The sequence below is a fragment of the Geothrix rubra genome (assembly GCF_030268065.1).
In the GTDB taxonomy this organism is placed as follows: Bacteria; Acidobacteriota; Holophagae; order Holophagales; family Holophagaceae; genus Geothrix; species Geothrix rubra.
The window spans coordinates 287,382-313,346 of the sequence record NZ_BSDD01000003.1 but is presented as its reverse complement, the minus strand read 5'-3'; the positions used below and the strand labels follow the sequence as shown (position 1 = coordinate 313,346).

Genomic DNA, 25,965 nt, shown 5'->3' with positions numbered 1-25,965 from the left:
CGATCATGGAAATGCTCTGGTTCTGGCTCGTCTCGGTGATGGTGGCCATCTACGTGGTGCTCGACGGCTTCGACTTCGGCGCCGGCATCCTGCACCTCTTCGTGGCCAAGACCAACGAGGAGCGGCGGGAGGTGCTCGGCGCCATCGGTCCCCTCTGGGACGGCAACGAGGTCTGGCTGCTGGCGGGCGGGGGGTCCATGTTCCTCGCCTTCCCCAAGGTGCTGGCCTCCGGCTTCTCCGGGTTCTACCTGGCCATGTGGCTGGTGGTGTGGTGCCTCATGCTCCGCGGGATCTCCATCGAGTTCCGCTCGCACCTCCGGGACGGCCTCTGGCGCCACTTCTGGGACACCACCTTCGCCGTCTCGAGCATCCTCCTGCCGGTGCTCTTCGGCGCGGCCCTCGGGAACGTCCTGCGGGGCGTGCCGGTGGACGGCTCCGGCTACTTCGAGATGGCGCTCTGGACGAACTTCCGGGTGGGAACGCATCCGGGCATCCTCGACTGGTACACCGTGCTGATCGGCGTCTTCGCCCTGGCCACCCTCGCGGGCCATGGCGCCCTGTTCCTGGCCTGGAAGACGGAAGGGGCGGTCCACGACCGGGCCCGCGGGCTCGTGATGAAGCTCTGGGGCCTGGTGCTCGTGCTCTGGATCGTGTCCAGCTACGCCACCTCCCTCGTCAACCCCGGCATCTTCCAGAACCTGTCCCGGGCGCCCCTGGGCTGGCTGGCCACCCTCATCTTCCTGGCAGGCCTCGCGCTCGTGTTCGTGGGCACCAAGCAGGCGCGCCCGCTGCTGGCCTTCCTCGGCTCCAGCGCCTTCATCCTGGGGATCCTGGCCGCCAGCGCCGCCTGCGTCTACCCGGTGATGCTGCGCTCCACGCTCGATCCGGCCTACAGCCTCACCGCCCTGAACGCCAGCGTGGGCGGCCCCGGGCTCCGGGCGGGCCTGGTGTGGTGGCTCATCGGCTTCCCCATCGCCCTCGGCTACTTCGCCTTCCTCTTCCGGTTCCACCGGGGCAAGGTGAAGGCCGCCGCGGAGGGCGAGGGCTACTGAGCTTCTGCGGAGGCAGGTCGAGAGGGCCCGGGCGACCGGGCCCTTCTCACGCCTGCCGGGACCGGCGCCATCGCCAAGCCAGCCAGGCCCAGGCCCCCAGCATCACCATCCAGCCGGCCGCCCGCACGGCACCGGCGATGGCCGTGTCCCGCGCGAGGCAGCCCCACTGGCCGAAGAGGGTGGCCCAGTCGTGCTCGCCGCCGCCCACCAGGGGCAGGAGCTGGCTCCGGGCGTCCGCCATGTAGCGGGCGATGTTGAGGCCGTTCTCGCCGGCCCACAGCGCGGCCACGGCGGCGCCGAGGGCCTGGCGCTTCCGCCAGAAGGCCCCACCCACGATCACCGGCACCAGCAGCTGCATCAGGGTGCCGCCCAGGAACCCCAGGGTTTCGGAGCCGAAGAGGCCGAAGATCGGGTGTCCCGCTTCATGGAACACCAGGTTCACGCCGTCGAGCAGGGGGATCCAGCCGTCCTGGACCGTGGCCGCAACGACCATGAGCCCGGCGAACCCGAGGGAGGCGGCGGCGAAGCTCCCGGTGCCCACGGGCTCCCAGGGCTCGGCGCCCGTCTCGCGGAGACCCTGCAGCCAGTCCATCAGGGATGCGCCCGGTGCCGGGCCACGATCCAGTCCACCACCTGCTCCAAGGTCATGCCGCTGGAATCCAGTTCCACGGCGTCCGCCGCCCGGCGCAGGGGCGCCACGGCCCGGGTGGTGTCCGCCGCGTCCCGGCGCTGGAGGTCGGCCAGCACCTCCGCCAGGGGCGGGGCGTCGCCCTTCTCGGCCAGTTCGAGGTGGCGGCGGCGCGCCCGCGCCTCGGGACTGGCCGTGAGGAAGATCTTGCAGCAGGCGGAGGGGAAGACCACGGTGCCGATGTCGCGGCCATCCACGACCCAGCGTCCCCGCTTCCCGATGGCGCGCTGCTGGTCCACGAGCACCTCGCGCACCCGGGCGTCCGCGCTGACGGGGGTGACGTTCCGGGTGACCTCCAGGCTCCGGATGGCCTCGCTCACATCCTCCCCGTCGAGGAAGATCCGGATGCCCTCCTGGGCCAGTCGGAGTCCCGCGAGCGCCCGCTCCAGGCGCGGCCGGTCCGCCAGGTCGACGCCCTGCCGGGCGAGCGCCAGGGTGGCGGCGCGGTACATGGCGCCGGTGTCCAGGTAGTCCCAGCCCAGGGCCTGGGCCACCCTGCGAGCGGTGGTGGATTTCCCGACGCCGCTGGGGCCGTCGAGGGCGATCAGGGGGAGGCAAGGTTCCATGCCTTCGATTCTGAGGGCTGCCCGCGGCGCGGTCCATGCGGGGGGCTCTTGATCTGTTGTTGGGACCAAGATTCAATCTTGTTTAATTGACCGTCGCCACAGGAATTCCGGCGCATAATGCTCGCCGCACATCCTTCCGCCATCGGCATGGCGGAACCATCCGGAGGCCACATGCGCCGCTCCACCCTGTTCCTCGCCGCCGCGGCCCTGCTGCTGGCCCTGCCCGCCAGCGCCAAGCCCGCCTTCCTGAAGAAGGCCAAGGAGGCCGGCATCACCCAGGTGACCAGCTGCAAGTCCTGCCACGCTGAGAAGATGTCCAAGGACTCCCTCAACGATGCCGGCAAGTGGCTCATGAACGAAATGAAGGTCAAGAAGGCCAAGGAAGTGGATCCCACCTGGCTGAAGGAGTACTACGCCAAGAAGAAGTAGACCTTCGGGAGCCGCAAGCAGAAGGGGCGCCTCGCGGCGCCCCTTCTGCTTGTCTGATGGGTCGGGCCTATTTGGCCAGGCCGAGGTCCTTGAGGATCTTGGGGTCCTTCTCGTCCTGGGCCAGGAGCACGTGGCACGTGTCGCAGTCCGCCGGGATGGTCTGGCCGTCGGCGGAGGTGTGGCTGCCGTCGTGGCAGCGGTTGCAGCCCGGGAAGTCCTCGTGCCCGATGTTGTTCGGGTGGGAGCCCCAGGTGAGCTTCATCTCCGGGAACACGTTCCGCAGGTAGATGGCCAGCACGGCCTGGCCGGCCTGGTCCACGAGATCCTTGTGCTGCTGGAAGACCGCCGGGTACGAGGCCTGGTAGTAGGCGGCGATGGCGGCCGGGATCTGCGTGCGGGCGGCCTCGCGGCTCGGGTAGTCCACCTTCAGGACCTCCACGGCCTTCTTCTTGATGAAGGGGAGGTCGGTGCTGATGGCGCGGCTCGACATGGCCTCGTCCACGGCCCGTTCCGGGAGCTCGAAGGCGTGGGTGGGCCGGTTGTGGCAGTCGATGCAGTCCATGGTGCGGGTCTCGGCCTTGGCCAGCTTGTCCGCGGGGATGGACTTGAAGTCGTCGCTCTCGAACACGATGGTCTTGCCGGTCTTGTCCGTGTAGGTGACCTTGGGGATCACCTGCCGATGGCCGTCCGTGCTCACGTAGGTGATGGTGGTGCCGTCCGCCATGTGGCGCCCGTGGATGCCCACCTGGCCCATGGCGGTGTTGCCGCCGATCTTCACCATCAGGACCGAGGTGGCGGGGGTGTTGGCCTCGTCATCGGCGTACTTGGTGTGGATGAAGAGCTTGTCGTTGCTGAACTTCTGGGGCCAGTGGCACTGTTCGCAGGTCTCCCGCGCGGGGCGCAGGTTCTGCACGGGATCCTCGATGGGCCGGCTGTAGGTCTTGAAGAGCACCGCGAAGAGCTGGCGGGTGCCGGAGAGCTTGGACTTCACGAACCAGCCGGCGCCGGGACCGATGTGGCACTGGGCGCAGCCGACGCGGGAATGGGGGGAATTCAGGAAGGCGGTGTACTCGGGCTGCATGACCGTGTGGCAGGTCAGCCCGCAGAACTTGGTAGAATCCATGTATTCCACGCCCTTGAAGCTGGCCGTGCCCACGATGATGATATTGGCCGCCGTGGCGAGGCCGACCCCGAGCATGAGCTTGCGGACGGAGGGGAGCGTCAGGTCCACCTTGGGGTACTCGGTGGGCAGCTCGCCGGCCATCCGGAGCTTCCGGCGTCGGAGGAACATGCCGAGGGGCATGAGCAGCAGCCCGGCCACGAAGAGGGCCGGGAGGATGAGGAAGAGCACGATGCCGGCGTAGGGATGGATCGGGTGCGTGCTGACGAGCTCCTGGCCCCAGAAGATCACCAGGCTGGCGCCGGTGCCCGTCGTGAGGATGAACCCGAGGATCGTGATCCAGTTCTTCCCGGTGTAGAAGAGCGATCGGCCCAGCTCGCGGGACCGTTCTCCAAGACTCATGCCGTCACCTCATCATCCAAGGGTGTCCGGACAGAGGACGTCCGGGTGTGAAATACATTCCATCACACTAATGTCAGGGCCCCGGCCAGACAAGCGAAGGGAAGGGGCTCATTCCGCAAATGCAGGAGCGGACTCGATTTCGATTCGGAAATGTGACCGAAATCGCGCGAGGGGCATCACGCCTGGCGGTTCCGGAGCACTGCGAGGAAGGCTTCGCCGTACTGGAGCAGCTTCTTGGGGCCCACCCCGCTGAGGGCCAGGAACTCGGCGTCCGTGGCGGGCCGGAACCGGGCCATCTGCTGCAGAGTGGCATCGCTGAAGACCACGTAGGCGGGGACGCCCCGCTCGTCCGCCAACCGTTTGCGAAGCACCTTCAGGTCGCCATAGAGGGCGGCCTCGCCATCCACCGGACCCGGGGGCACGGCGGGCCGGTCGCCCCGCGGCGAGCCCCTCCGCCCGCGCGGGACGGGCGCCGCCGAGGCCAGGGGATCGAGGCCCGCGCAGCTGTCGCAGCAGGCGCCGCAGGGCTCCATGCGCTCGCCCAGATGGGCCAGCAGCGCCTGGTGGCGGCAGCGTCCCGATTCCGCGAGGCGGAAGAGGTCCCGGGTCTGCCGCTGCTGGGCCTGGGCCAGGGCGGGATCGAGCCCATCCGTGAACCGGTCGTAGCTGAGCACGTCGCCCCAGCCGTAGAACAGCACGCAGTCGGCGTCGGCGCCGTCCCGCCCGGCGCGGCCGATCTCCTGGTACCAGCCCTCGACGCTCTTGGGCAGATCCCGGTGGATGACGTAGCGGATGTTGCTCTTGTCGATGCCCATGCCGAAGGCCACCGTGGCCACGATGACGTCCACATCATCCCGCTGGAAGGCCTCCTGGGCGGCGGTGCGCGCGCCCGCCTCCATGCCCGCATGGTAGGCCGCGGCGCGCAGTCCGTGCCCCGCGAGGTAGGCCGCAGTGGCCTCCACGGATTTTCGCGACAGGCAGTAGATGATGCCGCTCTCGCCGCGACGGGCGAGTACCAGCTGGAGCATGGCCTCCCGGACCGCAGGCTGGCCCTCCGCGCCCTTGCGGTAGGCGCTGATGCGCAGGTTCGGCCGGAAGAAGGAGCCCTGCACCTCGAGGGGCGACCGCATGTCGAGCTGGGCGGCGATGTCCCTGCGCACTTCGGGGGTGGCGGTGGCCGTGAGGGCCAGCACCGGGACGCCCGGGAACCGCCGCTTCAGCCCGGCCAGGGTGCGGTAGGCCGGCCGGAAGTCGTGACCCCAGTGGCTGATGCAGTGGGCCTCGTCCACGGCGATGAGGCGCAGGTCCACCTCCTGGAGGAGGTCCGCCAGATACAGTTCCAGTCCCTCGGGCGCGGCGTACACCAGCTCGAGCTCACCGTTCTTGAGGGCGCGGATGCGCTCCCGGCGGGTCTCCGCATCCAGGCTGGAGTTCAGGAAGGCGGCCCGGAGACCCGCCTCGGTGAGGGCGTCCACCTGGTCCTTCATGAGGGCGATGAGGGGCGAGACCACCAGCGTCACGCCACCCAGCAGCCGGGCGGGCAGCTGGAAGGTGAGGGACTTGCCGGCCCCCGTGGGCATGACGCCCACCACGTCCCGGCCCGCCAGCACCGCCTCGATGATCTCCCGCTGGCCCGGCCGGAAGTCGCCGTAGCCGAAGGTGGCCTTGAGGGCCGCGCGGAGATCCGGCGCCGCCTCGAGCTCCGCGGCCAGGGCCTTCAGGGCCGCGATGGCTCCCGGATCGAAGGCCCCGGGCTCCTGGCGATAGCGGGACCGCAGCTGGTCCAGCCCCTCACGGCAGGCCGACCTCGCGCCCTGCGCGAGCAGGGCGCGCAGGCGTTCGATCTCCGCGGGGACTGGCGGCAATCAGCAGCCGCCGTCGAGGAGGGGGCTGGCCGCCTTCCAGAAGGCCGCCATCTCCTCGGGCTTTCCGAAGGTGATCCGGATGTGGTTCGGCAGGCCGTAGCCCTGCATGGGGCGTACGATCACGCCCCGCTGCAGCAGCTCCTTGAAGAGCTCGGCGGCCGGGAAGGCGCTCTCCAGCAGGATGAAGTTGCCGGAGGTCCCCGAGAGCTGGCAGCGGTGGTGGGCGGCTTCGGCCACGAAGGCCGTGCGCGCCTCGTGGTTCTTCTGGCGGGAGAAGGCCTCGAAGGCCAGGTCCTGCACGGCGACCTCGGCGGCGACCTGGGCCAGGTGGTTGGTGTTGAAGGGGCTGCGGACCCGCTCCAGGTACTGCATCAGCTCCTTCGAGCCCAGCCCGTAGCCGATGCGCATGGCCGCCAGGGCATGGATCTTGGAGAAGGTGTGGAGCACCAGCAGGTTCGGGCGCTCATCCAGGTAGCCCGCGGCATCGGGGTATTCGGCCGGATCTTCGTACTCGGCATAGGCCTGGTCCACCACCAGGACGATGTCCTCGCGCAGGCCGCGCACCAGGCGCTCCAGGGCGGCGCGCTCCAGGCGGAGGCCCGTGGGGTTGTTGGGGTGGCCGAGGTACACCAGCCGGGTGTCCGCGGCGACGCTGCGGAGGATGTCATCCACATCCAACTCGGTCGCGCTGGCGCGGGATTCGATGACCCGTCCGCCGGCCGTCTGGGTGGCGATGCCGTAGATGGCGAAGCTGTGCCTGGGCACCACGGCGCTTCCGCCGTCGAGGAGGGCCGCCTTGGCGATCATCTCGAGGATCTCGCTGCTGCCGTTGCCCAGGATCACCCGGTCCGGCGTGATCCCCTTGCGCTGGGCGATGCGCTGCCGCAGGTACCAGCCGTCGCTGACGGGGTAGAGGCCGAGGCCCTCGAACTCCGCACCCGTCACCGCCGCGGCCACCCGGGTCTTCACCGCGTCGGTCGGTCCCCAGGGGTTCTCGTTGGAGGCCAGCTTGACGATGCTGGTGAGCCCCAGTTCCCGCTGGACCTCCTGGATGGGCTTGCCGGGCACGTAGAGGGGGATGCTCGCCAGGTGCTCGAAGGCGGGAAGGCTGGACAGTGCGGAATTCATCACAGGGGCCGTTCGGAAAGCACCTTGTCGACGATGCCGTATTCCAGGGCCTCCTCGGCGCCCATGAAGTAGTCGCGATCCATGTCCTTCATGACCTTCTTCAGGGGCTGGCCCGTGTGCTTGGCGAAGGTGGCCGCGAGGTTCTCCTTCAGGCGCTGGATCTCCTTGAAGGTGATCTCGATCTCGGTGGCCTGGCCCTGGGCCCCGCCGCTGGGCTGGTGGATCATGATGCGGGCGTTGGGGAGGGCGAAGCGCTTGCCCTTGGTGCCCGCGGCCAGGAGATGGGCGCCCATGGAGGCGCACTGGCCGATGCAGTAGGTGACGATGTCGTTCTTCACGAACTGCATGGTGTCGTAGATGGCCAGGCCCGCCGTGACGCTGCCGCCGGGGCTGTTGATGTAGATCTGGATGTCCTTGTCCGGGTCCTCGCTCTCGAGAAAGAGCATCTGGGCCACAACGGCATTGGCCACGTTGTCGTCGATGGCGGTGCCCAGGAAGATGATGTTGTCCTTCAGCAGGCGCGAATAGATGTCGTAGCTGCGCTCGCCGCGCGGGGTCTGCTCGATGACGATGGGGGGATAGTAGCTGCTGGGCATGGGCCCTCCGGCTGGGTCATCAGGATAGCAAAGGGGCGCCAGCGGCGCCCCTTCGGCACGCGCTTCCGCAGACTACTTCTTGGCCGTGGGCTTCTTGGCCTTGGGCTTTTCCTCGGCAGGTTCTTCCTTCTTCACAGCCTTCTTCGGCTTCTCCTCGACCGCCTCCTCCTTCTTCGCGGCCTTCTTCGGCTTCTCTTCGGCGGGTTCTTCCTTCTTCACGGCCTTCTTGGGCTTCTCCTCGGCGGGGGCCTCGGCCTTGGCCGCCTTCTTCGCGGGCTTCGCCTCGGCGTGGCCATGGTCGTGATCGTGGTCACAGTCGGGACCGTGGACGTGCTCCGCGGGGCTCACGGCCGCGGGTTCGCCGCCCTCCTGGTCCTCCAGGTCGCCACCCTCCAGGCCGCCCGCGTCGAAGCGGCCCACGGGGATGCCGGCCTCGCGCTTGCGCTCGAGTTCCACCAGGGCCGCGAAGGCCTCCTTGTCCAGGAGCTCCTCGGTCACCGTGGCGGCGGCGGCGAGCTTGTCGAAGATCTTGTCCGTGCGGATGCGGCCCTTGATCTCCGTCGTGTTCCCGCGGCGTTCGAGCTCGGCCTTGAAGGCCGCGAAGGGCTGCTGGACCTTGTTCTCCTCCATGTAGGAACGGATGTCGGCGTCGATCTCCTCTTCCGCGACCTGGATGTCCTCGGCGTTGCCGATGGCCTGCAGCAGGTAGCCGCTGCGGACCGCGCGCTCGGCATCGTTGAGGCGGTAGCGGCGGTAGGCCTCCCAGTTCACCTTCTTGGGATCCAGTCCCTGGCGGGCCACGGTCTGGGCGAACTCCTGGCAGTAGTCGTCGAGCTGGAGGATGACCATGGAACGGGGCACTTCGAAGGGGGCGGCGTCGAGCAGGGTGTCCAGGAGGCTGGCATGGAGGCGGGCCACGGCGTCGCGCTCGGCGGCCTCCTCCAGGTCCTTGCGGATGGCGGCCTTCAGGGCGGCCAGGTTCTCGAAGGCGCCCATGTCCTTGGCGAACTCGTCGTTCAGCTCGGGCGTCTCCTTCCGGCGGACGTCCTTGACGGTGACCTCGTAGGCGAGGGTCTTGCCCGCGAGGACCCGGTTCTCGTCGTCGGCGGGGTGGTTGATGGTGAAGGCCTTCTTCTCGTCGGCCTTCATGCCCAGGATCTCCTGGTCGAAGGGGCGGCCCGCCTCGATCTGGAGGACCTGGTCGGCATAGGTCTGGGCCTTGAGGCCCTGGGGCTTCACCCGGATGTCGCAGGTGACCACCAGGCCCTCGGCCACGGCCTCGTCCACCGGCAGGAGCCTGGTGGCCCGCTGGCGGAGGCCCTCCAGGTGCTCATCGATGGCGGCCTCGTCGATGGCGCGCTTCTTCTTGGTGAGCTGCAGCGTCTTGTAGTCCGGCAGGTCCACCACGGGGGCCACGTCGAACTGGGCCTTGAAGACCGCGTCGGCGCCCTCCTTCAGGTCCAGCTTCTCCAGGGCGGGGCGCGAGATGGGCATGGCGCCCGCCTCCTGGGCGGCCTTCCAGAAGTGCCGGTCCACCAGCTGCTCGGCCACGTCGGACTGGATCTCGCGGGCGTAGCGCTGCATGAGCACGGCCCGGGGGGCCTTGCCGGGGCGGAAGCCCGGGATGCGGACCTTCGGGGCGATCTTCGCCACCACCTCGTTGAAGGCGGTGCCCACCTCGGCGGCAGGGACCGTCACCTCGACGGACTTGCGGGTGGGGGAGTGGTGGTGGAGGGTCACGGACATGGGTGCTCCTGGTGATGCGTGGGTCGAGGGAGGTGACTGGGTTTCCTGGTCAGGGGTTCTCGCGGCTCCCCTCGTGGCTCGGGCACGTCCTGTGCCCTCGCCCTTCGGGCGGCCATCGCCTGCGGCGATTCCGTCCGATTCGCCAGTCCTGGCGAATGGTGCGAACGGTCGGACTCGAACCGACATGGTGTGAACCGCTGGAACCTAAATCCAGTGCGTCTACCAGTTCCGCCACGCTCGCAGGGTGCCAAATTGTCATGCCGATGGTGCGCCCAGAGCGACTCGAACGCCCGACCCTCAGGTTCGAAGCCTGATGCTCTATCCAGCTGAGCTATGGGCGCGCACCGGAACCCCCTAGTCTAGCTGGAAGCATCCCCGGCTTCGACCCCTGGGTTGGCTGGATAGAGCGCCGGATGCCGAGGGCTCCATCCAGCTTCGCCCGTGGCCTATCGGACGCGCCCTCGGGCGCATCCTCCCGCTCGCCTCGCTCGCGGAGGCCGGAGCCGGGCGCGCACCGGAACCCCCTGGGCTAGCTGGAAGCCTCCTGCGCTTCGACCCCTGGGTTGGCGGGAAGCCCCCCTCGGCTGCCGGCCCCTCAGGCCAGGCACCAGGCATCCTCGGCGCCGTGGCGGTCCAGGCGGGCCAGGTCGGCCTCATCCAGTCCCAGGGATCGGGCGCTTTCCCGTTCGCTGGCGAGGTCGCAGGGGAGGACCCCGGGGTCGTCCGTGCCCAGGGCGCAGCGCACCCCGGCCCGCAGCATGCGGGGCAGGGGATGGGGGCGGACGTCGGCGGCGAGGCCCGCATTGGAGCGGAGGCAGACGTCCACGGGGATGCGGCGCTCCGCCAGGAGGGCCAGGGTGTCGTCATCGGCCCGGATGCCGTGGACGATGCGCGCCACTCCGGCTTCCAGGACGGCCTCCCGCACGTTCGAGCCGGGCCCGTTCTCGCCCGCGTGGGCGGCGAGGCGCAATCCCGCGGCGCGCGCCCGGTCGAAGACGGGGGCCCAGTCCCGGAAGGGGCAGCCTTCCAGGCCGCCCGTGGAGAAGCCCTTCACGAAGGGGGGCAGCTCGGGCAGCACCAGGTCCAGGACCGCGTGGCCGTGCTTCGGTCCGAAGTGGTTGACGGCGTCCACCACGACGCAGGTCCGGAGGCCGAGGGTCCGCGCCTCGGCGAGGCCCTCGTCCAGCCCCCGCCAGAAGTCCCCAAGGGAGATCTGGGCCCTGTGGACCACCAGGAAGTGGGGGGAGACCCAGAGGTCCACGCCGGTGGCCCCGGCCGCCAGGGTGCGCCGGGCCACGGCGAGGGCGGCCTGGCGCACGGCCTCGCGGCTGTCGAGGAGCGCGGCGCCGAAGAGGAAGGCGGCGATGAACCCCTCGAAGGGCACCGGGCCGCCACCCCACAGAACCTCCAGGGACCCCGGCAGGGCCAGCCCGCGGCGTTCCGCCTCGCCCCGTACCCAGGCCGCGTCGAGGCCGCCCTCGAGGTGGGTGTGGCGGTCGACGCGCGGTGGATCGGCAGGGTGGCTCACGTGGACATTATGCCCACCCGCGCCGGACCCTCGCTCCGCAGGGTGCGGTCAGCACCCTGGGCCACGCGCGTGTGTGCGTCCCACCCGGGCGTGATGCTCACCCGCGCCGGACCCTCGCTCCGCAGGGTGCGGTCAGCACCCTGCTCCGCGGTCCGGCGGGGTTCGCCTACTCGTCGTAGTCGTCCATCCGGAGGTCGCCGGGATCGAAGCCCTCGCCGCGGCCGCGCTCGATGGGCACGCCGGTCTCGCTGAAGGCCTCCTCGAGGTTCTCGGCCTCGGGCTCCGGCGTGAAGTCGTCCTCGATGACGTGGGCGACCTTCTCCTTCTTCAGCACCTTGGGTTTGGCCGGGGCGTTCTTCTGGTTCGCCCCGCATTTTGGACAGAGTGCCTCCGGCTTGCCGAAGTCGTAGAACTTCGTCGCGCACTGGAAGCATGTGTACTTCTTGCCGAGATCCGCCATCGCCCTATCCTCGCCCAGACTCAAAGGAACAAGGTTCTACCAGACCCGGGGCGTCTTGTCACCAGGAAGGATCACGGGGTCAGGCCCAGGGGGCCCTTCCCAGCTTGGCGGGGTCCCCCTCGCAGAGCTGCTGGATGACGGTGTTGGTGAAAATACGATGCCTGAGCTCCACATCCTCGCCGAAGCGCTCGACGAAGGTGGCCCGGCTGCGTTCCAGCTCGTCCCGGAGCAGCCCGTAGAGGTTGCCCTGGGTGCGGGCCTGGGCCACCTTGGCGGGGAAGTAGAGCTCCACGTCCCCCACGAGCACCCGGGCGAGGCGCTCGGCGCCGGCCCGGGTCCGGGGATCCAGGTCCTGGCTCGGGGGGGGGTCGATGGGTTCGGGCACCACCTGGGTGGGGGCGCTGGGCATGGGTTCGGGCGGGAGGGCTTGCGGTTCCTCCTCCCGGCCCGCGGCCAGGGCGGCCAGGAGGGCGGAGGCGGCCAGGACCAAAGCACGGACCTGTTCAGGACGGTCCAGCCTCTGCCGGGCTCCGCAGTCCACCAGGAGGAGGGCCACCGCCTTCCGCTTGTGGCGAAGGGGGAGGATGGCGAGGTCCGGGGCCTCGAAGGAGCTGAGGGGTGCCAGGAGGGCCGAGTAGGCGGGGCCGGGCCGCCGGATGGCCCGGGCGCCGCCGTGGATGAGGGCCTCCAGGTCCGGCGGGGGGACCACGGCGCCGGGCCGCCGGGGTGCTTCCCCGTCGAAGCCCCGGTGGGCGTAGAGGCTGGCCAGCCCCTGCTTGAGGATGAAGAGCGCGCTCCGCTCCACGAACGGCGCGAGCCCGTCCAGCAGGCGCTTCAGCAGCTCGCTCTGGGAGGGCGCGCCCTCGATGAGATCGAGGGCCGTGGCCAGGTGGCCTTCCGAGGCTTCCGCGTTCCCCAGGACCAGGGTGGACGGTGCGGCCTCGGAGAGCCGGGCCAGGAGCTCGGGATCCGGCCGGAAGCGGGTCAGTCCCTCCTGCCAGGCCGCCATCACCTCTTCGAGGAGCGCCTGGTGGCGCTGGTTGAGCCAGGCTTCCAGGGAGGCGCGGAGGGCGTCCTGGCTGGGTGGGGCCTCGGGGCGGCGGTCGCTCATCGGGGATCCGGGGGGAAGTCGCCCTCAAGGGTAGCCGACATCGCCCTGGAAGTACCCTCCCTGGCAATCCGGGGGATGGGACGCTAGCATGGCCCAGGTTCCTTGGAGTTGGCGGATGGCGGATCTTTCCATCGAGGTGCAGGAGGTCGACGGCGTGGCGGTGCTCCTGCCGGCCGGCTTCATCAACGCGCACACGGTCCGGGACTTCGAAGAGGCGATGGAGGCCCTGGTCAAGGGGGGCCGCTACACGATCCTGCTGAACTGCCGGGATCTGAGCTACATCAGCTCCGCGGGCCTGGGGGCCATCATGGGCCTCATCGAGACAGTGCGCGAGCACGGCGGCGACATCCTGCTCTCCAACCTCCAGGAGAACGTGTTCGCCATCTTCGACACCCTGGGCTTCACCCAGCTCTACCGGGTCTTCGGCGACCAGGGCGAGGCGCTGGCGGCGGCCGCTCCGGAGCGGAAGGGCTGAGGTGGGAGCCAAGATGGACCACGCCCAGTTCCGGCTCGTGATCCCGAGCCAGACCCGCTACCTGAACCTGGTGACCGGTCTGGCCAAGCGGGCGGCCCTGGTGGCCGGCATGGACGACGCCACGGCCGCCAAGGTGAGCATCGCCGTGGACGAGGCGGTGACCAACGTGATCCTCCACGCCTACCACGGGGAGGGGGAGCACAGCGTCGAGCTGGAGGTTCGCTTCACCGAGGTGGCCCTGGAGATCCACATCCTCCACACGGGCCAGGGCATCCGCCAGGACCAGGTGGTGCTGCCGGATCCCAAGGAATACATCAAGCACCCCCGGAAGGGCGGTCTGGGCCTGCTGCTCATGAGCCGCTTCATGGACGAAGTCAGCTTCAAGGAGGACGGGGGCTCCGGCCGGAACGAGTGCTGCCTGATCAAGAAGATCGGCTGAGGGGCCTCTCCCCGCGCCATGCAGACCACCCCCTTCGACCGCCTGCGCGAACTGGCCCTCCGGATCCCCGAAGGCGCCCAGGAACTGTTGCCCCTCATCGACTTCCTGGAGACCTTTCCGGACCAGGGCAGCGAGGAGGACCTGGTCCACCTGGTGGGCATCACGGCCATGGGCATCGCCAAGGCCCGCCAGGGCGGGATCTGGGACGGGGGGAAGTGGCTGTTCCTCCGCGGCGCGGCCCCGGCCTTCCCCACGCACCCGGGCGAGGGCTGGCGGGTGCTGCCGTGGGGGTACGGGGACGAGACCTTCGGCCACCTGGTCCTCAAGGCACCGGACCTCCCGGATGCCGTCCCCCTGCTGCTTTCCATCTCTGCCCCGCTGCTGGCCTGGCGCCGGCTGGAGGCCCTGCGGAGCTCCCAGAACCAGGCCCTGGCCCTCCAGCTCTCACGCCTGAACACCGTGTTCGAGCTCACGCGCAACCTGGGCGAGGTGGAGACCCGCCGGGACCTGGTGCGCCTCATGGCCAACACGCTGATGGGCGAGTTCCGCATCATGCGCCTGCTGGTGGTCGATGCGGAGGGCCAGGTGCTCCACGCCAAGGGCGTGGGGGAACTGCCGCCGGTCCTGGAGGGCGATAGCCTCCGCGAGGTGGTGCAGGGCCGCGGCCTCGTCCATGCCATCGAGCTGCTGGACCAGAACCACAGCCACGGCTTCGCCTACGCCGCGGAGCCCGCGGTCGGGCGGCTCGGCGAGGAGGATCTCGTCTTCCTCCGCACCCTCCTGAACCTCACCTCCACCCAGCTCTCCGCCCTGGAGCTGAGGGAGTCGCGGCTCCAGGCCGAGCGGCTGGAGAAGGACCTGGAGCTGGCCCGCAACATCCAGCGTCAGGTGCTGCCCAAGCGCCTTCCGGAGCCCCCCGGCTGGGACTGCGCCGCCGCGAACCTCCCCTACCAGGCGGTGGGCGGCGACCTCTACGACCTCTGGATGGCCCGGGACGAGCAGCTGGGCGAACGGCTCCACGTGGCCGTGGGGGACATCTCAGGCAAGGGCCTGCCGGCCTCCATGATGATGGTGCAGCTCTCGGCCTTCCTCCGCGCCATGGCCGACCGGCGCGTGAAGCACTGGGGCCGCCTGGCGGAGCGCCTGAACCGGCGCATGAACGACGTGCGGGACCGGAACCGCTACACCACCCTCTTCGCCGCCAGCCTGAACCCCGAGAACGGCGACTGCCGCTACGTGAACGGGGGGCACAACCCGCCCCTGCTGGTGCGCGCCACCGGCGAGGTGGTGCGCCTGGCCCCCACGGGTCCCATGGTGGGCCTGCTCCCCGGCGTGAAGTTCGAGGAGGGGAGGGCCCGCATGGAGCCCGGAGACGTGCTGGTGGCCTTCACGGACGGCCTGGTGGAGGCGGAGAACGCCGCCGGCGAGGAACTGGGCGACTGGCCCCTGGCCAAGGTCGTCCTGGATCGCCCGGGTGCGGGGGCCGAGTCGCTCCTGGAGGCGCTGCTCGTGGAGGCGTTCCGGCACCTGGAGGACGGGAAATTCCGGGATGACGTGACCCTCGTGGTGGTGCGGCGGACCGCCTGAACCACCCTTGATCGCACCCGTATCCTGGTACTGGAGGAGCGCTCCATGAACCAAATGAAGACCTTCATCCTCATCGCGGCCATGACGGGCCTCCTGGTGTGGGTTGGCGGCTACTACGGCGGGCAGTCGGGCATGGTCCTCGCCCTCGTCATCGGCCTGGTGATGAACGGCGTCAGCTACTTCTTCTCCGACAAGATCGTCCTGGCGAGCTACGGGGCCAAGGTGGTGACCCAGGCCGAGGCGCCGGAGCTCTACGCCATCGTGGCCAACCTGGCCCAGCGCGCCGGGCTGCCCACCCCCCGGATCGCCATCATCCCCGACGAGACGCCCAACGCCTTCGCCACGGGACGGGACCCCGAGCACGCCGTGGTGGCCGTCACCGAGGGCATCATGCGCATCCTCAGCCGTCCCGAGCTGGAGGCGGTCATCGGCCACGAGCTGGGCCACGTGAAGCACCGGGACATCCTCATCGGCAGCCTCGCGGCCGTGCTGGCCCAAGCCATCATGTTCCTCTCCCGCATGGCCATGTGGGTGAGCCCCCGGGACGAGGAGGGCCGGTCCAACCCCCTCGCCGGCATCGCGATCATGATCCTCGGCCCCCTGGCGGCCCTCCTGCTCCAGATGGCCCTGAGCCGGTCCCGGGAGTACCTGGCGGACGACTACAGTGCCCACCTCACGGGCCGCCCGGACATGCTGGCTTCGGCCCTGGAGCGCCTCCACAGCTCCAACGAGCAGGTGCCCATGCAGGCGGCCCAGCCGGCCACGGCCCACATGATGATCGTGAACCCCCTGAGCGCGGGCGGCCTGATGTCCCTCTTCTCCACCCACCCCCCCATGGCGGCCCGGGTGGAACGGCTGCGCCGCATGCCCGTCGAGGCCCGCTAGATTGAACCTGGCGGCAGCGGCTGCCGATACAGGGGTCCATGCGGGAACGGCTGGGGAAGTTCGAGATCGTGCGGCTCCTGGGCAAGGGGGCCATGGGTGAGGTGTACCTGGGCCGGGATGTCCGCCTGGGGCGGGACGTGGCCCTCAAGGTGGTTCACTCGGGATCGGCCTTCGGCGAGGAGGCCCAGGCGCGGTTCGAGCGGGAGGCCCAGGCTGCCGCGGCCCTCAATCATCCCCACGTGGTCACCGTCTACGAGTTCGGCGAGGACGAGGGGGTCCACTACCTCGTCATGGAGCTGGTCGAGGGGGAGGAATTCGAGGCCCTCATCCGCGAGGGGAAGGTCCCCAAGGCCGAGCTCCTGGAGGTGCTGGCCCAGGTCTGCGAAGGACTGGCCTACGCCCACTCCCGGGGCGTGATCCATCGGGACATCAAGCCCTCCAACGTGCTGGTGGCGCGCCACGGCGGCCGGCCCCACGCCAAGCTCATGGATTTCGGGGTGGCCCAGATGGGCCTGTCCTCCCTCACCCAGACCGGCACCTGGATGGGGACGGTGAACTACATGGCCCCCGAGTACCTCGACACCGGCAAGGCCACGGCCAGCTCCGACCTCTTCGCCGTGGGGGTGATCCTCTACGAGGTGCTCACCGGCGGGCGCAAGCCCTTCCAGGGCGACACGGCCACGGCCGTGCTCAACCGCATCCTCCTCCACGCGCCAGAACCGCTCCGCCCCCAGGACCTCTCCGAGGTGCCGGGGCGCATGGTTGCCGTGCTGGAGAAGGCCCTCTCCAAGAACCCCGCCGCGCGCTACCCGGACGGGCTGGCCCTGGCGGCGGCCATCCGGGGAGGCCTGGCCATGACGGCGCCGGTGCCGGAGGCCCCCGCGGCGCCGGCGGCCCTGGTCGTCCGGCCCGAGGGAGGGACGCAGCCCATCCGGGTGGGACGGGGCGGCCAGGCCCTGAGCCTCAAGGTGGCCCTCCGCAATGCCCGGGTCGGTTCGCAGATCATCCTCCTGCCCGGCCACTACCGGGAATCCGTGGTCGTGGACAAGGACGTGAGCATCCAGGCCCAGGGCGACCCGGCCCAGGTGGTGCTGGAGGGCGTCGGCGGACCGGCCCTCACGCTCCAGGCCCTGGGGGTGGCCCTGAAGGGCTTCACCCTGCGGGCCCCGGCCGGGGAGACCGCCTTCCTGAGCGCCGGCGGTTCCGCGCAGGTGGAGGGCTGCGTGCTCGAGGGGGCGGAGAGCTGCGTGGACCTCCGGAGCGGTGCCTCCGTGCAGTTCCAGGATTGCCGGATGGAAACCGGCGGGGTCGGGGTCCGGGTGGGCGAGGACGCCCAGCTCCGCATCCAGGGGGGCCAGGTGACCGGTGCCGGCCAGTCCGGCGTCCTGGTGCTTCCGGGGGGGCAGGCGACGCTCCAGGGGGTGGTCCTCGGGGGTGGGAACGGGGTCGGGGTCCGTGTCGAGGCCCGGGCCCAGGTGGCCCTGGAGGGCTGCACGATCCGCGGGGCCTTGGCCGGGGCGGTGGAGGTGGCGCCGGAGGGCCGGGTCCAACTGGCCCGCTGCGTCCTGGCGGGGAGCCGTTATGCAGGGCTCCTGGCCCTCGAACGGAGCCACGCGGTCCTGGAGGACTGCGAGATCGCGGGCCATGCCTGCGCGGGCGTCCACGTGCTGGCGGGGGCGAACGTGCTCCTGCGGGCCTGCCGGGTGCGGGAGAACGCCGGGTTCGGCCTCTCGGTCCTGGACCGTGGCCTGGCGACCCTGGACGGCTGCACGGTCCAGGCCAACGGCGGCGCGGGTCTGCTGATCCACCACGGCGCCACGGTCCAGGCCCGGAACAGCGCCTTCTCCGAGGGGCGGGCCCTGGGCGTGGATTGCGCCGAGGGGGGCCAGGGCGTGCTGGACGGCTGCGAGATCGCGGGGAATGCGGGGGTGGGGGTCCAGGTGGAGCCTGGGGGCAGCCTGCTCCTGGCCCGATGCACCCTGAAGGAGGGACGGGACACCGGCCTGCTCCTGCTGGAGGACTCGCAGGTCACCCTGGAGGAATGCGTGGTCCACCGCAACGCCCGCGGGGGCATCCTCCTGGCGCGGGAGGCCTCGGACCCCGTGCTGCGGGGCGCCAACCGCATCGAAGACGGGTTCCAGCGCCTGGACGCCTCGGGGACTCCCGTGAAGATGGCGCCCCTGGGCTCGCGCTGAGTCAGGAGGCCGCCAGTCCCGCGATCTCGTCCAGGGCGTCGAGCCATGCCTCGATGGAGTCGCCGGGCAGGGGCAGGGGACGGATGAGGCCGTCGCCGGGGCTGGGCATCGCGCCGGCTCCCAGGAGGGCCACCGGCAGTTCCCGGAGCTCCCCCTGGTCCCGCTGGAGGGCCTGGATCTCCGCGAGGTCCCCGTCGCGCGTGGGGTCGAGGGCGAGCAGCACCCGGTTGGAGGCGCCCTTGTCCGCCCGGAGGAGGGCGAGCGCCTGGTGCAGGGCATCCACCGTCTCCACCCGGAGGTAGCCCCCCTGGGCGAGGGCGGCCAGGACCCCGTCCCGGAGGGGACCCGGGGGCATGGCGAGCACCAGGCCCGCCGTCCGGCGTCCCAGCAGCTTCAGGGCCGCGGGCGTTTCGGTCCCCGCGGGGTTCGTCCGTGGGGACGGGGAGGGGGATGCCTCCGCCTGGGCCGGGGCCGGACGTCCCTCGCGGGGGGCGGAGGCCGGGCTGGGGGACGAGGAGGCCCGCTGCATCCTCTCCCGGAAGTCCAGGACCTCCTGGAGCTCGGCCAGTTCCGCGGGCCGGAGCTCGCCGAACTGCACCCCGACGATGATCTCGCCCTCCCGCTCGCAGGCGTTGGCGATCATGCCCCGGGCCTCGAAGAGCGGGAGCTTCGGCAGATCACGGACCTTGAGCATGGGCAGGGTCTTGCCCTTCTCGAAGAAGCCGAGGCCCGGCGTCAGGCGCATGTGGTCGTCGAGGCGCACCACGCGGTCCACGCGGAAGGCCAGCCCGCCGAGGGAGAGGTTCACCAGGGGTCCTGCCAGGCCGAAGCCGGGCACCCCGCCGTCCTGGGCCATGACGTAGGCCTTCTCCCGGGGGCGGAAGGCGTAGCGCTTGTGCTGCCGCTGGTCCGAGGGCACCAGGCGGTTGGGGATCGTGAAGCGGTAGAGGAGGTAGCCCTGCCGCCCCTGGAAGGTGAGCAGGCCCTTGAACCGCTGCTCGGCGGTGGCGAAGAGCATCTCGAAGGGGGCACCCGGGGCCAGCTCGTGGGGGAGCGGCCGGATGAGCTTCAGGTGCATCGAGTCCTTCTCGAGCTCCGCCACCCGGGCGGTGTAGGGCAGGGTGTGCGTGCCCTCCACCTTGATCGGGAACTCCGCCTCGGCGGCCCGCAGTTCCTCCAGGTGGTGGCGGATGCGCAGGGGGTTCTCCACAGGAACCCCCTGCCCGCCGCCTCCGGATGTCCGCACCTGGTTCATCGCACCTCGACGTACCTATCCTCCCATCGGGTGGAGGCCACCTGGGATTGAATTCATGGCCCTTCAGACGTTGAAGAGGAAATGCATGACATCGCCGTCCTGGACGATGTATTCCTTCCCTTCCGTCCGCATCTTCCCGGCGTCCTTGGCCCCCTGCTCGCCCCGGTACTGGATGAAGTCGCCATAGGCGATGACCTGGGCCCGGATGAAGCCCTTCTCGAAGTCGGTGTGGATGACGCCAGCCGCCTGGGGCGCGCTGTCGCCCTTGTGGATGGTCCAGGCGCGCACCTCCTTCACCCCGGCGGTGAAGTAGGTCTGGAGCCCGAGCAGGTCGAAGCTGGTGCGGATGAGGACGTTCAGTCCCGGCTCCGCCAGCCCGGCCTCCTCCAGGAAGAGCGGCCGATCCTCCGCCGGCAGGTCCTGGATCTCCGCCTCCAGCTTCGAGCAGATGGGGATGCAGGGCGCGTGGCGGGCCGCGGCCAGGTCCAGGAGCTTACGGTAGTGCGGATTGGCCTGGGGGTCGCGGATGTCCTCCTCCCCGATGTTGCCGACGAAAAGGGTGGGTTTGAGGGTGAGCAGCCCGTAGGACTTGATGAGGGCCCGCTCCTCGGCCGAGAGGCCCGCGGCACTGGCCCAGCGGCCCTGGTCCAGAAGGGCGTAGACCCGCTCCAGGATCGCGACCAGGGCCTGGGATTCCTTGTTGCCGGTCTTGGCGGCCTTGCGGTGGCGGTCCAGGCCCTTCTCCACCGCCTCCAGGTCCTTCAGCACCAGTTCGGTCTCGATGATGCCCAGGTCGCGCTCGGGATCCACGCCGCCTTCCACGTGGGTGACGTTGCCATCCTCGAAGCAGCGGACGACCTGGACGATGGCGTCGGTCTCCCGGATGTGGCCCAGGAAGGCGTTCCCCAGGCCCTCGCCCTTGCTCGCGCCCCGCACCAGGCCTGCGATGTCCACGAACTCCTGGGCTGCCGGCAGCACCCGCTGGGGCTTCACGATCTCCGCCAGGGCCTCCAGCCGGGCATCCGGCACATCCACCACGCCGGTATTGGGCTCGATGGTGCAGAAGGGATAGTTGGCCGAAGCCGCGCCCGCACGGGTGAGGGCGTTGAAAAGGGTGGACTTCCCGACGTTGGGAAGCCCCACGATGCCACAGGCGACGGCCATGCGATCCTCCAAGCCCTCCAGTATCCCAGAGGGCAGATGTGACGGAAAGAAGAGCTTCCGGGACTTGCGCCGGCTCCTTCCCCGGCATACTCTCCCGGCCAGATCGCGGGTTCGCGTGGGGAGGATGCATGATCGTGCGGGCGGAATGGCCGGGCTACGTGGTGGACGTCCTCGTCCGCCCCGGCCAGGAGGTGGAGGAGGACGAGCCCCTCATGATCCTGGAGGGCACCGATGCCTCCCGCACGTCCTTCTACATCAATGCCCCGGAGGGCGGGAAGGTCCGCGAGATCCTCATCGAAGAGGGCGACTTCGCCTACGAGGACGACGACCTGGTGGTCATCGGCGATTCCGACAAGGACGAGTAGCCACATCCTCCCGTTTCCCTGGATAGACTGGGGCCATCGCATTCGATGGGGTGGACGATGGCCGTGGTTCGAGCCGAGATGGCGGGGAAGGTGCTGGAGTTGTGCGTGGGGGAGGGCGACTCCGTCAGCGAGGACCAGGACCTGGTCATCATCGAGAGCATGAAGATGCAGATTCCCGTGGGCAGCCCCGAGGAGGGGACGGTCAAGAAGGTCTTCGTGACCGCCGACCAGTTCCTGAACGAAGGGGATCCCATCGTCGAGCTCGGCTGACCCGGCCGGTCCGACATGGAGATCCGTCTCGAACGGCTGACTGGGGAGGACGAGGGCATCGTCCTGCTGGGGCTCGACCGGCCTGAGGCGAAGAACGCCCTGGGCCGGCAGCTCATGGAGGCGTTCCGGCAGGCCCTCGCCGCGCTGCGCTTCGATCCCACCACCCGGGTGGTGGTCCTGCACAGCCTCGTGCCCGGCGTCTTCTGCGCCGGGGCGGACCTGAAGGAGCGGGCCGCCATGGCCCCGGCCGAGGTGGCGGCCTTCGTCCATGGCCTCCGGGCCGGTTTCACGGAGCTGGAGGACCTGCCGGTGCCCGTGATCGCCGCGCTGGAGGGCGCGGCCTTCGGGGGAGGCCTTGAACTGGCCCTGGCGGCGGATCTGCGGGTCGCTGGCGATGACGCGAAGATGGGCCTGGTGGAGACCTCGCTGGCCATCATCCCCGGCGCCGGGGGCACCCAACGGCTGCCGAGGCTCATCGGGGCCTCCCGGGCGAAGGAGCTGATCTTCACGGCCCGCCGCATCGACGCTTCGGAGGCTGGCCGCCTGGGCCTCGTGGACCGGGTGGTGCCCGCGGGCGGCGCCCTCGATGGGGCCCTCGCCCTGGCCCGGGAGATCCTTCCCAATGGTCCCGTGGCCCTGCGCATGGCGAAGCTGGCGGTGAACCGCGGCCTTGAGCTGGACCGGGATTCGGGCCTGGCCTTCGAGCAGGCCTGCTATGCCCAGGTGATCCCCACGAAGGACCGCCTGGAGGGGCTCGCCGCTTTCAGGGAGAAGCGCCGGCCCCAGTACAAGGGCGAGTGATGAGCCATTCCCACGGCCCCACCACCACTGGGCGGCTGGCCCTCAGCTCCCTGGTCTTCGGCGTGAACTTCCTGGTGCAGGGCCTTGGCGGCCTCTGGACGGGCTCCCTGGGCCTGGTCTCCGACAGCCTGGAGAACCTCAACGACACGGTGGTCAACCTCCTGGCCATGGGCAGCATCCGGGTGGCCAACCGCAAGGAGCCGGACGACCGCTGGACCTACGGCTGGCATCGGCTCGAGATCTTCAACACCCTCATGGGGGTGATCCTGCTGGTGGTGCTGGCCGGGGCGGTGCTCTTCGAAGCCTGGGACCGCCTGGAGCATCCCCATCCCATCCGCCTGGGCTGGGCCATCGGATTCTCGGGGGCGGGGCTGGTCCTGAACCTGCTGGCGACCTGGATCCTGGTGCCCTCCACGGGAACCCGTCAGGAACGGGACCTGAACCTGCGCAGCGCCTACCTCCATGCCCTGGGCGACAGCCTCGCCAATGTGGCGGTGATGGGGTCGATGGTGGTCATCCGCTTCACGGGCTGGCGCTGGGTGGATCCCCTGCTGGCTGCCGCCATCGCGGCCCTGATCCTGTGGGGCGCGGCGAGGCTGCTGCAGGACGCCGTGGGCATCCTCATGCACCGGGCGGCCTTCGACCAGGAGCAGGCGCGCACCGAGCTGCTCGGGCTCCCCGGCATCCAGGGGGTGGAGGACCTCCGGTCCTGGCGCGTGTGCAGCCACCTCACCGTCTGCACCGCCCACGTCATCGTGGAGGCCCAGCGGCTCGACGAGACGGAAGGCTTCCTTCACGCGATCGAGCATCTGATGGCGGACCGGTTCGGCGTCCGCCACCTGACGGTGCACTTCGAGACCCGCGAGATGGCCGACCGCCACCACCACCGGTTCATCCACCAGCATGATGCGGAGCAGGACCATCATCATTGAGTGGTTTTTCACATGCTGCGAAATCAAGGGCGGCCCGGGCCGCCCTTGATTTCGCAGATGGGAAGAACGGAATGATGGAAGCGCCTCAGGCCCCCATGCCGTGCTTCTTCATGATGGCGGCGCGCTGGGTGTCGTATTCGGCCTGGGTGATGAGCTGGCCGTCAAACAGCTCCTTCAGCTCCGTCAGCTCGTCCTTCAGGGATTTGGCCGGGGCGGCGGAGGTCGGGACAGCGCCGGCGGGGAAGGGGGCCTGGGCCATCTGGCCGGCGGCCGCGCCCATCTGCTGGCCCATCATGTTGCCCATGCCGAAGCCGAGGCCCACGCCCATGCCCATGCCAGCGACGCCACCGGGGTTCTGGGCGGCGAGGGGGATGCTGTCGGCCACCTGCATCTGGGTGTAGGCGCCCAGGACGGGGGCCATCATGCCCACGCTGGTGCGCTTGTCCATCATGGCCTCGACCTCCTCGGGGAGGCTGATGTTCTCCACGAAGAACTTGGACAGCTCCAGGCCCATGGTCTTGAACTCGTCCTGGAGCTTCTGCTTCACCAGGTCGGAGAGCTCGTCGTACTTCGCGGCCAGGTCCAGGGCGGGGATCTTCGCCTCGCCCAGGGTGTCCGTGAAGCGGCTCATGATCGTCTTGCGCAGCTGCTCGGAGATGTCCTCCACCGTGTAGACGCCGTTGGTGCCCACCAGCTGCTTGAGGAAGGTGCCGCTGTCCGCGACCCGGATGGAGTAGATGCCGAAGGCCCGGATGCGCAGCATGCCGAAGTCGGCGTCGCGCATCATGATCGGGTTCGAGGTGCCCCACTTGAGGTCGTTGTAGAGCCGGGTGGAGGTGAAGTAGGTCTCGGCCTTGAAGGGGCTCTCGAAGCCGTACTTCCAGCCCTTCAGATCCGCCAGGATGGGCAGATTCTGGGTGGTCAGCGTGTGGGTGCCGGGCTTGAAGACGTCGGCCAGCTGGCCTTCGTTGACAAAGACGGCCTCCTGGCTCTCGCGGACCACCAGCTTCGCGCCGTTCTTGATCTCCTGGTCCCGCACCGGGAAGCGCCAGGCGAGCGTGTCGTTCGAGTCGTCCAGCCACTCGATGATTTCAATGAATTGGGCCTTGCCCCAGTCCATCAGACCCATGTGGGTGTCTCCTTGCGGCACCAGCCGCACCCTAGATTCTAGGGAGGCCTGTCAAGGTTCGCCGGGCCCAGAGTGGGAAAAACCGGCGAACGGAGGCTGGGGGCCGGGGAGCGGTCAGCGGCTGCCCCTGACCATCCGGACGGATGGCTCCTTCTCCGTCGGCTTCCCCCCGGGGTTCTCGATGTGGGTCTTGGTGTGGACGGTGCGCGTGTCACTGTCGATGACGCAGCGCCAGCCGCGGTCCTCGTGGGGCATGCGGACCTCCACCTCCCAGCCGCCCGAGGCCCCGTTCAGCGGGATGCGCCGGGCACTCACGGCCTTCCCGCCGGTGTCCTGCTCGGCGATGGCCTTGGCCTCCTTGGCCGTCCGGACGAGGCCGGACGCGTGTTTCCGGGATTTGGCCGTCCCGGCGGAGAGGACGAGCACGGGCAGGACTGCGAATGCCAGGGCCGAAGCCAAGGGCCGGATCTTCATGGGCTGCTCCATGGGGTTGTGGTCGGAATTCTAGCCCGCGGACGGTGCGGCCCACCAGGGGCTCCCTCCGGGGAGGCGGGAAGGCGCTTCGGACAGGCACCCATTCAATAAATATTAATATTGATATTAAAGCATATAAAAATTGTGTAGACACAGCAACTAAGAATCAATATCGTCCTATCCATTCCAAGTCTTTCGACAACCAGCAGGATCGGGCGGGACCCAGGTTTCCGGGCTTCCCACCACGCCTGCCTCCGTCCACCCCGTCCGGTGCAGGCCTGCGGCCATCCTTCCGCGGACCTGGCTGGAGGGGCCCCGCTTCCCCTCAACCCCACTCCCACAGGAGGCTTCATGACCCCCGCAGCCAGGCTCCGGTTCACCGTGGCCCTGACCCTCGCCTTCGGCGCCCTCCAGGCGCAGGATCGCGGCCCGTCCGAGATCATCCACCACCGGGTGAATCCGAACCTCAGTGGCCCCCACGTCGCCTTCGGCGCGGCCCCCACGGCCGGCTCCACCAGCGCCCTGACGGCCCCGCTGAAGTACCACGGCGGCCCCGTGTTCAGCACGCCCACCGCCTACATCATCTGGTACGGCAACTGGGCCCAGGGCAACGGCACCGATACGGCCTCCGGGCAGCAGATCGTCACCGATTTCTTCAACGCCGTCGGCGGCTCGCCCTACTTCCAGATCAACACGACCTACGTCGGTTCCTCCAACAGCATCTCCGGGAACGTGACCTACGGGGGCGCCACCACCGTGGCCTATCCCTACGGCGCGAGCCTGACGGATGCCAACATCCAGTCCATCGTCACGGACGCCATCAACAGCAAGGCCCTTCCCTCCGACACGAACGGCATCTACTTCGTGCTGACCTCCTCCGACGTGGCGGAGTCCTCCGGGTTCTGCAGCCAGTACTGCGGCTGGCACACCCACGGCACCATCAACGGGCTCGACATCCGGTACGCCTTCATCGGGAACGCTGCCCGCTGCCTCACCTCCTGCGCGGCCCAGAGCACCGGCCCCAACGGCAACGCGGGCGTGGACGGCATGGTCTCCGTCCTGGCCCACGAGCTGGAGGAGGCGACCACGGATGCCGACGGCAGCGCCTGGTACAACCGCCGCGGCTACGAGAACGGCGACCTCTGCGCCTGGACCTTCGGCACCACCTACCAGGTCAGCAACGGCGCCTACGCGAACATGAAGCTGGGCACCCGGGACTTCCTCATCCAGCGGAACGTGACCATCCGTTCCAACGGCCAGTTCTGCTCCCTGGTGAAGTAACCTGCCGCTGGGCGACCCCAGC

General features: G+C 69.6%; 26 protein-coding genes and 2 tRNA genes. 12 read left to right on the top strand and 16 right to left on the bottom strand.

The window, feature by feature from the left end; all coding sequences use genetic code 11:
- Window positions 1–5: 5 nt before the first annotated feature.
- Window positions 6–1,052 (top strand): cytochrome d ubiquinol oxidase subunit II, encoded by a 1,047-nt coding sequence (gene cydB, locus QSJ33_RS09490; RefSeq protein ID WP_285724962.1) that lies wholly within the window; start codon window positions 6–8, stop codon window positions 1,050–1,052.
- A 46-nt stretch (window positions 1,053–1,098) separates the two neighbouring features.
- On the opposite strand, the gene QSJ33_RS09485 is transcribed toward cydB, so the two are convergent.
- Window positions 1,099–1,644: a hypothetical protein gene (locus tag QSJ33_RS09485; RefSeq protein WP_285724959.1), complete on the bottom strand. Its 546-nt coding sequence runs from the start codon at window positions 1,642–1,644 to the stop codon at window positions 1,099–1,101.
- Window positions 1,644–2,306 carry a (d)CMP kinase gene (gene cmk / locus QSJ33_RS09480; RefSeq protein ID WP_285724957.1) on the bottom strand — a complete coding sequence of 221 codons (663 nt, stop codon included), beginning with the start codon at window positions 2,304–2,306 and terminating at the stop codon, window positions 1,644–1,646. The genes QSJ33_RS09485 and cmk overlap by 1 nt, the downstream gene beginning before the upstream one ends.
- Window positions 2,307–2,477: 171 nt before the next feature.
- Here cmk and QSJ33_RS09475 point away from each other — a divergent pair, with 171 nt between their 5' ends.
- Window positions 2,478–2,735 carry a hypothetical protein gene (locus QSJ33_RS09475; RefSeq protein ID WP_285724955.1) on the top strand — a complete coding sequence of 86 codons (258 nt, stop codon included), beginning with the start codon at window positions 2,478–2,480 and terminating at the stop codon, window positions 2,733–2,735.
- Window positions 2,736–2,802: 67 nt separating this feature from the next.
- Here the strand turns inward: QSJ33_RS09475 and QSJ33_RS09470 are convergent, their stop codons facing one another.
- From QSJ33_RS09470 to QSJ33_RS09425, 10 genes are all read right to left on the bottom strand, one after another.
- Window positions 2,803–4,257, bottom strand: a complete 1,455-nt coding sequence (locus QSJ33_RS09470; RefSeq protein WP_285724950.1) for a cytochrome c3 family protein — start codon at window positions 4,255–4,257, stop codon at window positions 2,803–2,805.
- Between the two features lie 176 nt (window positions 4,258–4,433).
- Window positions 4,434–6,122: a RecQ family ATP-dependent DNA helicase gene (locus tag QSJ33_RS09465; protein ID WP_285724948.1), complete on the bottom strand. Its 1,689-nt coding sequence runs from the start codon at window positions 6,120–6,122 to the stop codon at window positions 4,434–4,436.
- A complete protein-coding gene (gene hisC / locus QSJ33_RS09460) occupies window positions 6,123–7,250 on the bottom strand; it encodes a histidinol-phosphate transaminase (RefSeq protein WP_285724945.1) in 1,128 nt (375 codons plus the stop codon).
- On the bottom strand, window positions 7,250–7,846 hold the full coding sequence (gene clpP / locus QSJ33_RS09455; RefSeq protein WP_285724943.1) for an ATP-dependent Clp endopeptidase proteolytic subunit ClpP: 597 nt from the start codon (window positions 7,844–7,846) through the stop codon (window positions 7,250–7,252). Before clpP ends, hisC begins: the two co-directional genes overlap by 1 nt.
- 72 nt (window positions 7,847–7,918) lie before the next feature.
- Window positions 7,919–9,592: a trigger factor gene (gene tig / locus QSJ33_RS09450; RefSeq protein ID WP_285724941.1), complete on the bottom strand. Its 1,674-nt coding sequence runs from the start codon at window positions 9,590–9,592 to the stop codon at window positions 7,919–7,921.
- 156 nt (window positions 9,593–9,748) lie between these two features.
- Window positions 9,749–9,833 (bottom strand) — tRNA-Leu (locus QSJ33_RS09445).
- A 23-nt stretch (window positions 9,834–9,856) separates the two neighbouring features.
- Window positions 9,857–9,933: transfer RNA gene (locus QSJ33_RS09440), tRNA-Arg, on the bottom strand.
- Between the two features lie 254 nt (window positions 9,934–10,187).
- Window positions 10,188–11,120 carry an adenosine deaminase family protein gene (locus tag QSJ33_RS09435; RefSeq protein ID WP_285724939.1) on the bottom strand — a complete coding sequence of 311 codons (933 nt, stop codon included), beginning with the start codon at window positions 11,118–11,120 and terminating at the stop codon, window positions 10,188–10,190.
- Between the two features lie 166 nt (window positions 11,121–11,286).
- Window positions 11,287–11,580, bottom strand: a complete 294-nt coding sequence (locus QSJ33_RS09430; protein ID WP_285724938.1) for an FYDLN acid domain-containing protein — start codon at window positions 11,578–11,580, stop codon at window positions 11,287–11,289.
- 79 nt (window positions 11,581–11,659) lie between these two features.
- The gene (locus QSJ33_RS09425; RefSeq protein WP_285724936.1) at window positions 11,660–12,691 is read right to left on the bottom strand and encodes a hypothetical protein; all 1,032 of its coding nucleotides are present in this window, start codon (window positions 12,689–12,691) and stop codon (window positions 11,660–11,662) included.
- 115 nt (window positions 12,692–12,806) lie between these two features.
- On the opposite strand from QSJ33_RS09425, the gene QSJ33_RS09420 reads away from it, so the two are divergent.
- The 5 genes from QSJ33_RS09420 to QSJ33_RS09400 are packed head-to-tail and all read left to right on the top strand — an operon-like array spanning window position 12,807 to window position 18,272.
- Entirely contained in the window at window positions 12,807–13,166 is a 360-nt protein-coding gene (locus QSJ33_RS09420; protein ID WP_285724934.1) for an STAS domain-containing protein, read from the top strand.
- 13 nt (window positions 13,167–13,179) lie between these two features.
- A complete protein-coding gene (locus QSJ33_RS09415) occupies window positions 13,180–13,605 on the top strand; it encodes an ATP-binding protein (protein WP_285724932.1) in 426 nt (141 codons plus the stop codon).
- Between the two features lie 18 nt (window positions 13,606–13,623).
- Entirely contained in the window at window positions 13,624–15,192 is a 1,569-nt protein-coding gene (locus QSJ33_RS09410; protein WP_285724930.1) for a PP2C family protein-serine/threonine phosphatase, read from the top strand.
- Window positions 15,193–15,237: 45 nt separating this feature from the next.
- The gene (htpX, locus tag QSJ33_RS09405) at window positions 15,238–16,077 is read left to right on the top strand and encodes a zinc metalloprotease HtpX (RefSeq protein WP_285724928.1); all 840 of its coding nucleotides are present in this window, start codon (window positions 15,238–15,240) and stop codon (window positions 16,075–16,077) included.
- A gap of 38 nt (window positions 16,078–16,115) precedes the next feature.
- Window positions 16,116–18,272 (top strand): protein kinase domain-containing protein, encoded by a 2,157-nt coding sequence (locus tag QSJ33_RS09400; protein ID WP_285724926.1) that lies wholly within the window; start codon window positions 16,116–16,118, stop codon window positions 18,270–18,272.
- Window position 18,273: 1 nt separating this feature from the next.
- Here the strand turns inward: QSJ33_RS09400 and QSJ33_RS09395 are convergent, their stop codons facing one another.
- Window positions 18,274–19,527, bottom strand: coding sequence for a PilZ domain-containing protein (locus tag QSJ33_RS09395; RefSeq protein ID WP_285724924.1), 1,254 nt, complete (start codon window positions 19,525–19,527; stop codon window positions 18,274–18,276).
- A 63-nt stretch (window positions 19,528–19,590) separates the two neighbouring features.
- The gene (gene ychF / locus QSJ33_RS09390) at window positions 19,591–20,691 is read right to left on the bottom strand and encodes a redox-regulated ATPase YchF (RefSeq protein ID WP_285724922.1); all 1,101 of its coding nucleotides are present in this window, start codon (window positions 20,689–20,691) and stop codon (window positions 19,591–19,593) included.
- A gap of 128 nt (window positions 20,692–20,819) precedes the next feature.
- On the opposite strand from ychF, the gene QSJ33_RS09385 reads away from it, so the two are divergent.
- From QSJ33_RS09385 to QSJ33_RS09370, 4 genes are read left to right on the top strand one after another with little or no spacing between them, the layout of a single operon-like run.
- Complete coding sequence (locus tag QSJ33_RS09385) at window positions 20,820–21,056, top strand: acyl-CoA carboxylase biotin carboxyl carrier protein subunit (RefSeq protein WP_285724920.1); 237 nt, start codon at window positions 20,820–20,822, stop codon at window positions 21,054–21,056.
- A gap of 57 nt (window positions 21,057–21,113) precedes the next feature.
- Window positions 21,114–21,326 carry an acyl-CoA carboxylase biotin carboxyl carrier protein subunit gene (locus tag QSJ33_RS09380; protein WP_285724918.1) on the top strand — a complete coding sequence of 71 codons (213 nt, stop codon included), beginning with the start codon at window positions 21,114–21,116 and terminating at the stop codon, window positions 21,324–21,326.
- A 15-nt stretch (window positions 21,327–21,341) separates the two neighbouring features.
- Complete coding sequence (locus QSJ33_RS09375; protein ID WP_285724916.1) at window positions 21,342–22,127, top strand: enoyl-CoA hydratase-related protein; 786 nt, start codon at window positions 21,342–21,344, stop codon at window positions 22,125–22,127.
- Window positions 22,127–23,059, top strand: a complete 933-nt coding sequence (locus tag QSJ33_RS09370) for a cation diffusion facilitator family transporter (RefSeq protein WP_285724914.1) — start codon at window positions 22,127–22,129, stop codon at window positions 23,057–23,059. The genes QSJ33_RS09375 and QSJ33_RS09370 overlap by 1 nt, the downstream gene beginning before the upstream one ends.
- 85 nt (window positions 23,060–23,144) lie before the next feature.
- On the opposite strand, the gene QSJ33_RS09365 is transcribed toward QSJ33_RS09370, so the two are convergent.
- Window positions 23,145–24,188 carry an SPFH domain-containing protein gene (locus QSJ33_RS09365; RefSeq protein WP_285724912.1) on the bottom strand — a complete coding sequence of 348 codons (1,044 nt, stop codon included), beginning with the start codon at window positions 24,186–24,188 and terminating at the stop codon, window positions 23,145–23,147.
- A 114-nt stretch (window positions 24,189–24,302) separates the two neighbouring features.
- Entirely contained in the window at window positions 24,303–24,662 is a 360-nt protein-coding gene (locus QSJ33_RS09360) for a PepSY domain-containing protein (protein ID WP_285724909.1), read from the bottom strand.
- A gap of 351 nt (window positions 24,663–25,013) precedes the next feature.
- Between QSJ33_RS09360 and QSJ33_RS09355 the strand changes: the two genes are divergently transcribed.
- The gene (locus QSJ33_RS09355) at window positions 25,014–25,943 is read left to right on the top strand and encodes a hypothetical protein (protein WP_285724907.1); all 930 of its coding nucleotides are present in this window, start codon (window positions 25,014–25,016) and stop codon (window positions 25,941–25,943) included.
- Window positions 25,944–25,965: the final 22 nt, after the last annotated feature.

What these genes read in the sequence shown, in the direction of transcription:
- QSJ33_RS09470 (WP_285724950.1), bottom strand. Translation starts at nt 4,257, where the DNA reads ATGAGTCTTGGAGAACGGTCCCGCGAGCTGGGCCGATCGCTCTTCTAC.
- QSJ33_RS09415 (WP_285724932.1), top strand. Translation starts at nt 13,180, where the DNA reads ATGGACCACGCCCAGTTCCGGCTCGTGATCCCGAGCCAGACCCGCTAC.
- QSJ33_RS09385 (WP_285724920.1), top strand. Translation starts at nt 20,820, where the DNA reads ATGATCGTGCGGGCGGAATGGCCGGGCTACGTGGTGGACGTCCTCGTC.
- QSJ33_RS09380 (WP_285724918.1), top strand. Translation starts at nt 21,114, where the DNA reads ATGGCCGTGGTTCGAGCCGAGATGGCGGGGAAGGTGCTGGAGTTGTGC.
- htpX (WP_285724928.1), top strand. Translation starts at nt 15,238, where the DNA reads ATGAACCAAATGAAGACCTTCATCCTCATCGCGGCCATGACGGGCCTC.
- QSJ33_RS09370 (WP_285724914.1), top strand. Translation starts at nt 22,127, where the DNA reads ATGAGCCATTCCCACGGCCCCACCACCACTGGGCGGCTGGCCCTCAGC.
- QSJ33_RS09360 (WP_285724909.1), bottom strand. Translation starts at nt 24,662, where the DNA reads ATGAAGATCCGGCCCTTGGCTTCGGCCCTGGCATTCGCAGTCCTGCCC.
- QSJ33_RS09365 (WP_285724912.1), bottom strand. Translation starts at nt 24,188, where the DNA reads ATGGGTCTGATGGACTGGGGCAAGGCCCAATTCATTGAAATCATCGAG.
- cmk (WP_285724957.1), bottom strand. Translation starts at nt 2,306, where the DNA reads ATGGAACCTTGCCTCCCCCTGATCGCCCTCGACGGCCCCAGCGGCGTC.
- QSJ33_RS09375 (WP_285724916.1), top strand. Translation starts at nt 21,342, where the DNA reads ATGGAGATCCGTCTCGAACGGCTGACTGGGGAGGACGAGGGCATCGTC.
- QSJ33_RS09410 (WP_285724930.1), top strand. Translation starts at nt 13,624, where the DNA reads ATGCAGACCACCCCCTTCGACCGCCTGCGCGAACTGGCCCTCCGGATC.
- QSJ33_RS09355 (WP_285724907.1), top strand. Translation starts at nt 25,014, where the DNA reads ATGACCCCCGCAGCCAGGCTCCGGTTCACCGTGGCCCTGACCCTCGCC.
- tig (WP_285724941.1), bottom strand. Translation starts at nt 9,592, where the DNA reads ATGTCCGTGACCCTCCACCACCACTCCCCCACCCGCAAGTCCGTCGAG.
- QSJ33_RS09395 (WP_285724924.1), bottom strand. Translation starts at nt 19,527, where the DNA reads ATGAACCAGGTGCGGACATCCGGAGGCGGCGGGCAGGGGGTTCCTGTG.
- QSJ33_RS09400 (WP_285724926.1), top strand. Translation starts at nt 16,116, where the DNA reads ATGCGGGAACGGCTGGGGAAGTTCGAGATCGTGCGGCTCCTGGGCAAG.
- clpP (WP_285724943.1), bottom strand. Translation starts at nt 7,846, where the DNA reads ATGCCCAGCAGCTACTATCCCCCCATCGTCATCGAGCAGACCCCGCGC.
- hisC (WP_285724945.1), bottom strand. Translation starts at nt 7,250, where the DNA reads ATGAATTCCGCACTGTCCAGCCTTCCCGCCTTCGAGCACCTGGCGAGC.
- QSJ33_RS09425 (WP_285724936.1), bottom strand. Translation starts at nt 12,691, where the DNA reads ATGAGCGACCGCCGCCCCGAGGCCCCACCCAGCCAGGACGCCCTCCGC.
- QSJ33_RS09475 (WP_285724955.1), top strand. Translation starts at nt 2,478, where the DNA reads ATGCGCCGCTCCACCCTGTTCCTCGCCGCCGCGGCCCTGCTGCTGGCC.
- QSJ33_RS09430 (WP_285724938.1), bottom strand. Translation starts at nt 11,580, where the DNA reads ATGGCGGATCTCGGCAAGAAGTACACATGCTTCCAGTGCGCGACGAAG.
- QSJ33_RS09485 (WP_285724959.1), bottom strand. Translation starts at nt 1,644, where the DNA reads ATGGACTGGCTGCAGGGTCTCCGCGAGACGGGCGCCGAGCCCTGGGAG.
- QSJ33_RS09420 (WP_285724934.1), top strand. Translation starts at nt 12,807, where the DNA reads ATGGCGGATCTTTCCATCGAGGTGCAGGAGGTCGACGGCGTGGCGGTG.
- ychF (WP_285724922.1), bottom strand. Translation starts at nt 20,691, where the DNA reads ATGGCCGTCGCCTGTGGCATCGTGGGGCTTCCCAACGTCGGGAAGTCC.
- cydB (WP_285724962.1), top strand. Translation starts at nt 6, where the DNA reads ATGGAAATGCTCTGGTTCTGGCTCGTCTCGGTGATGGTGGCCATCTAC.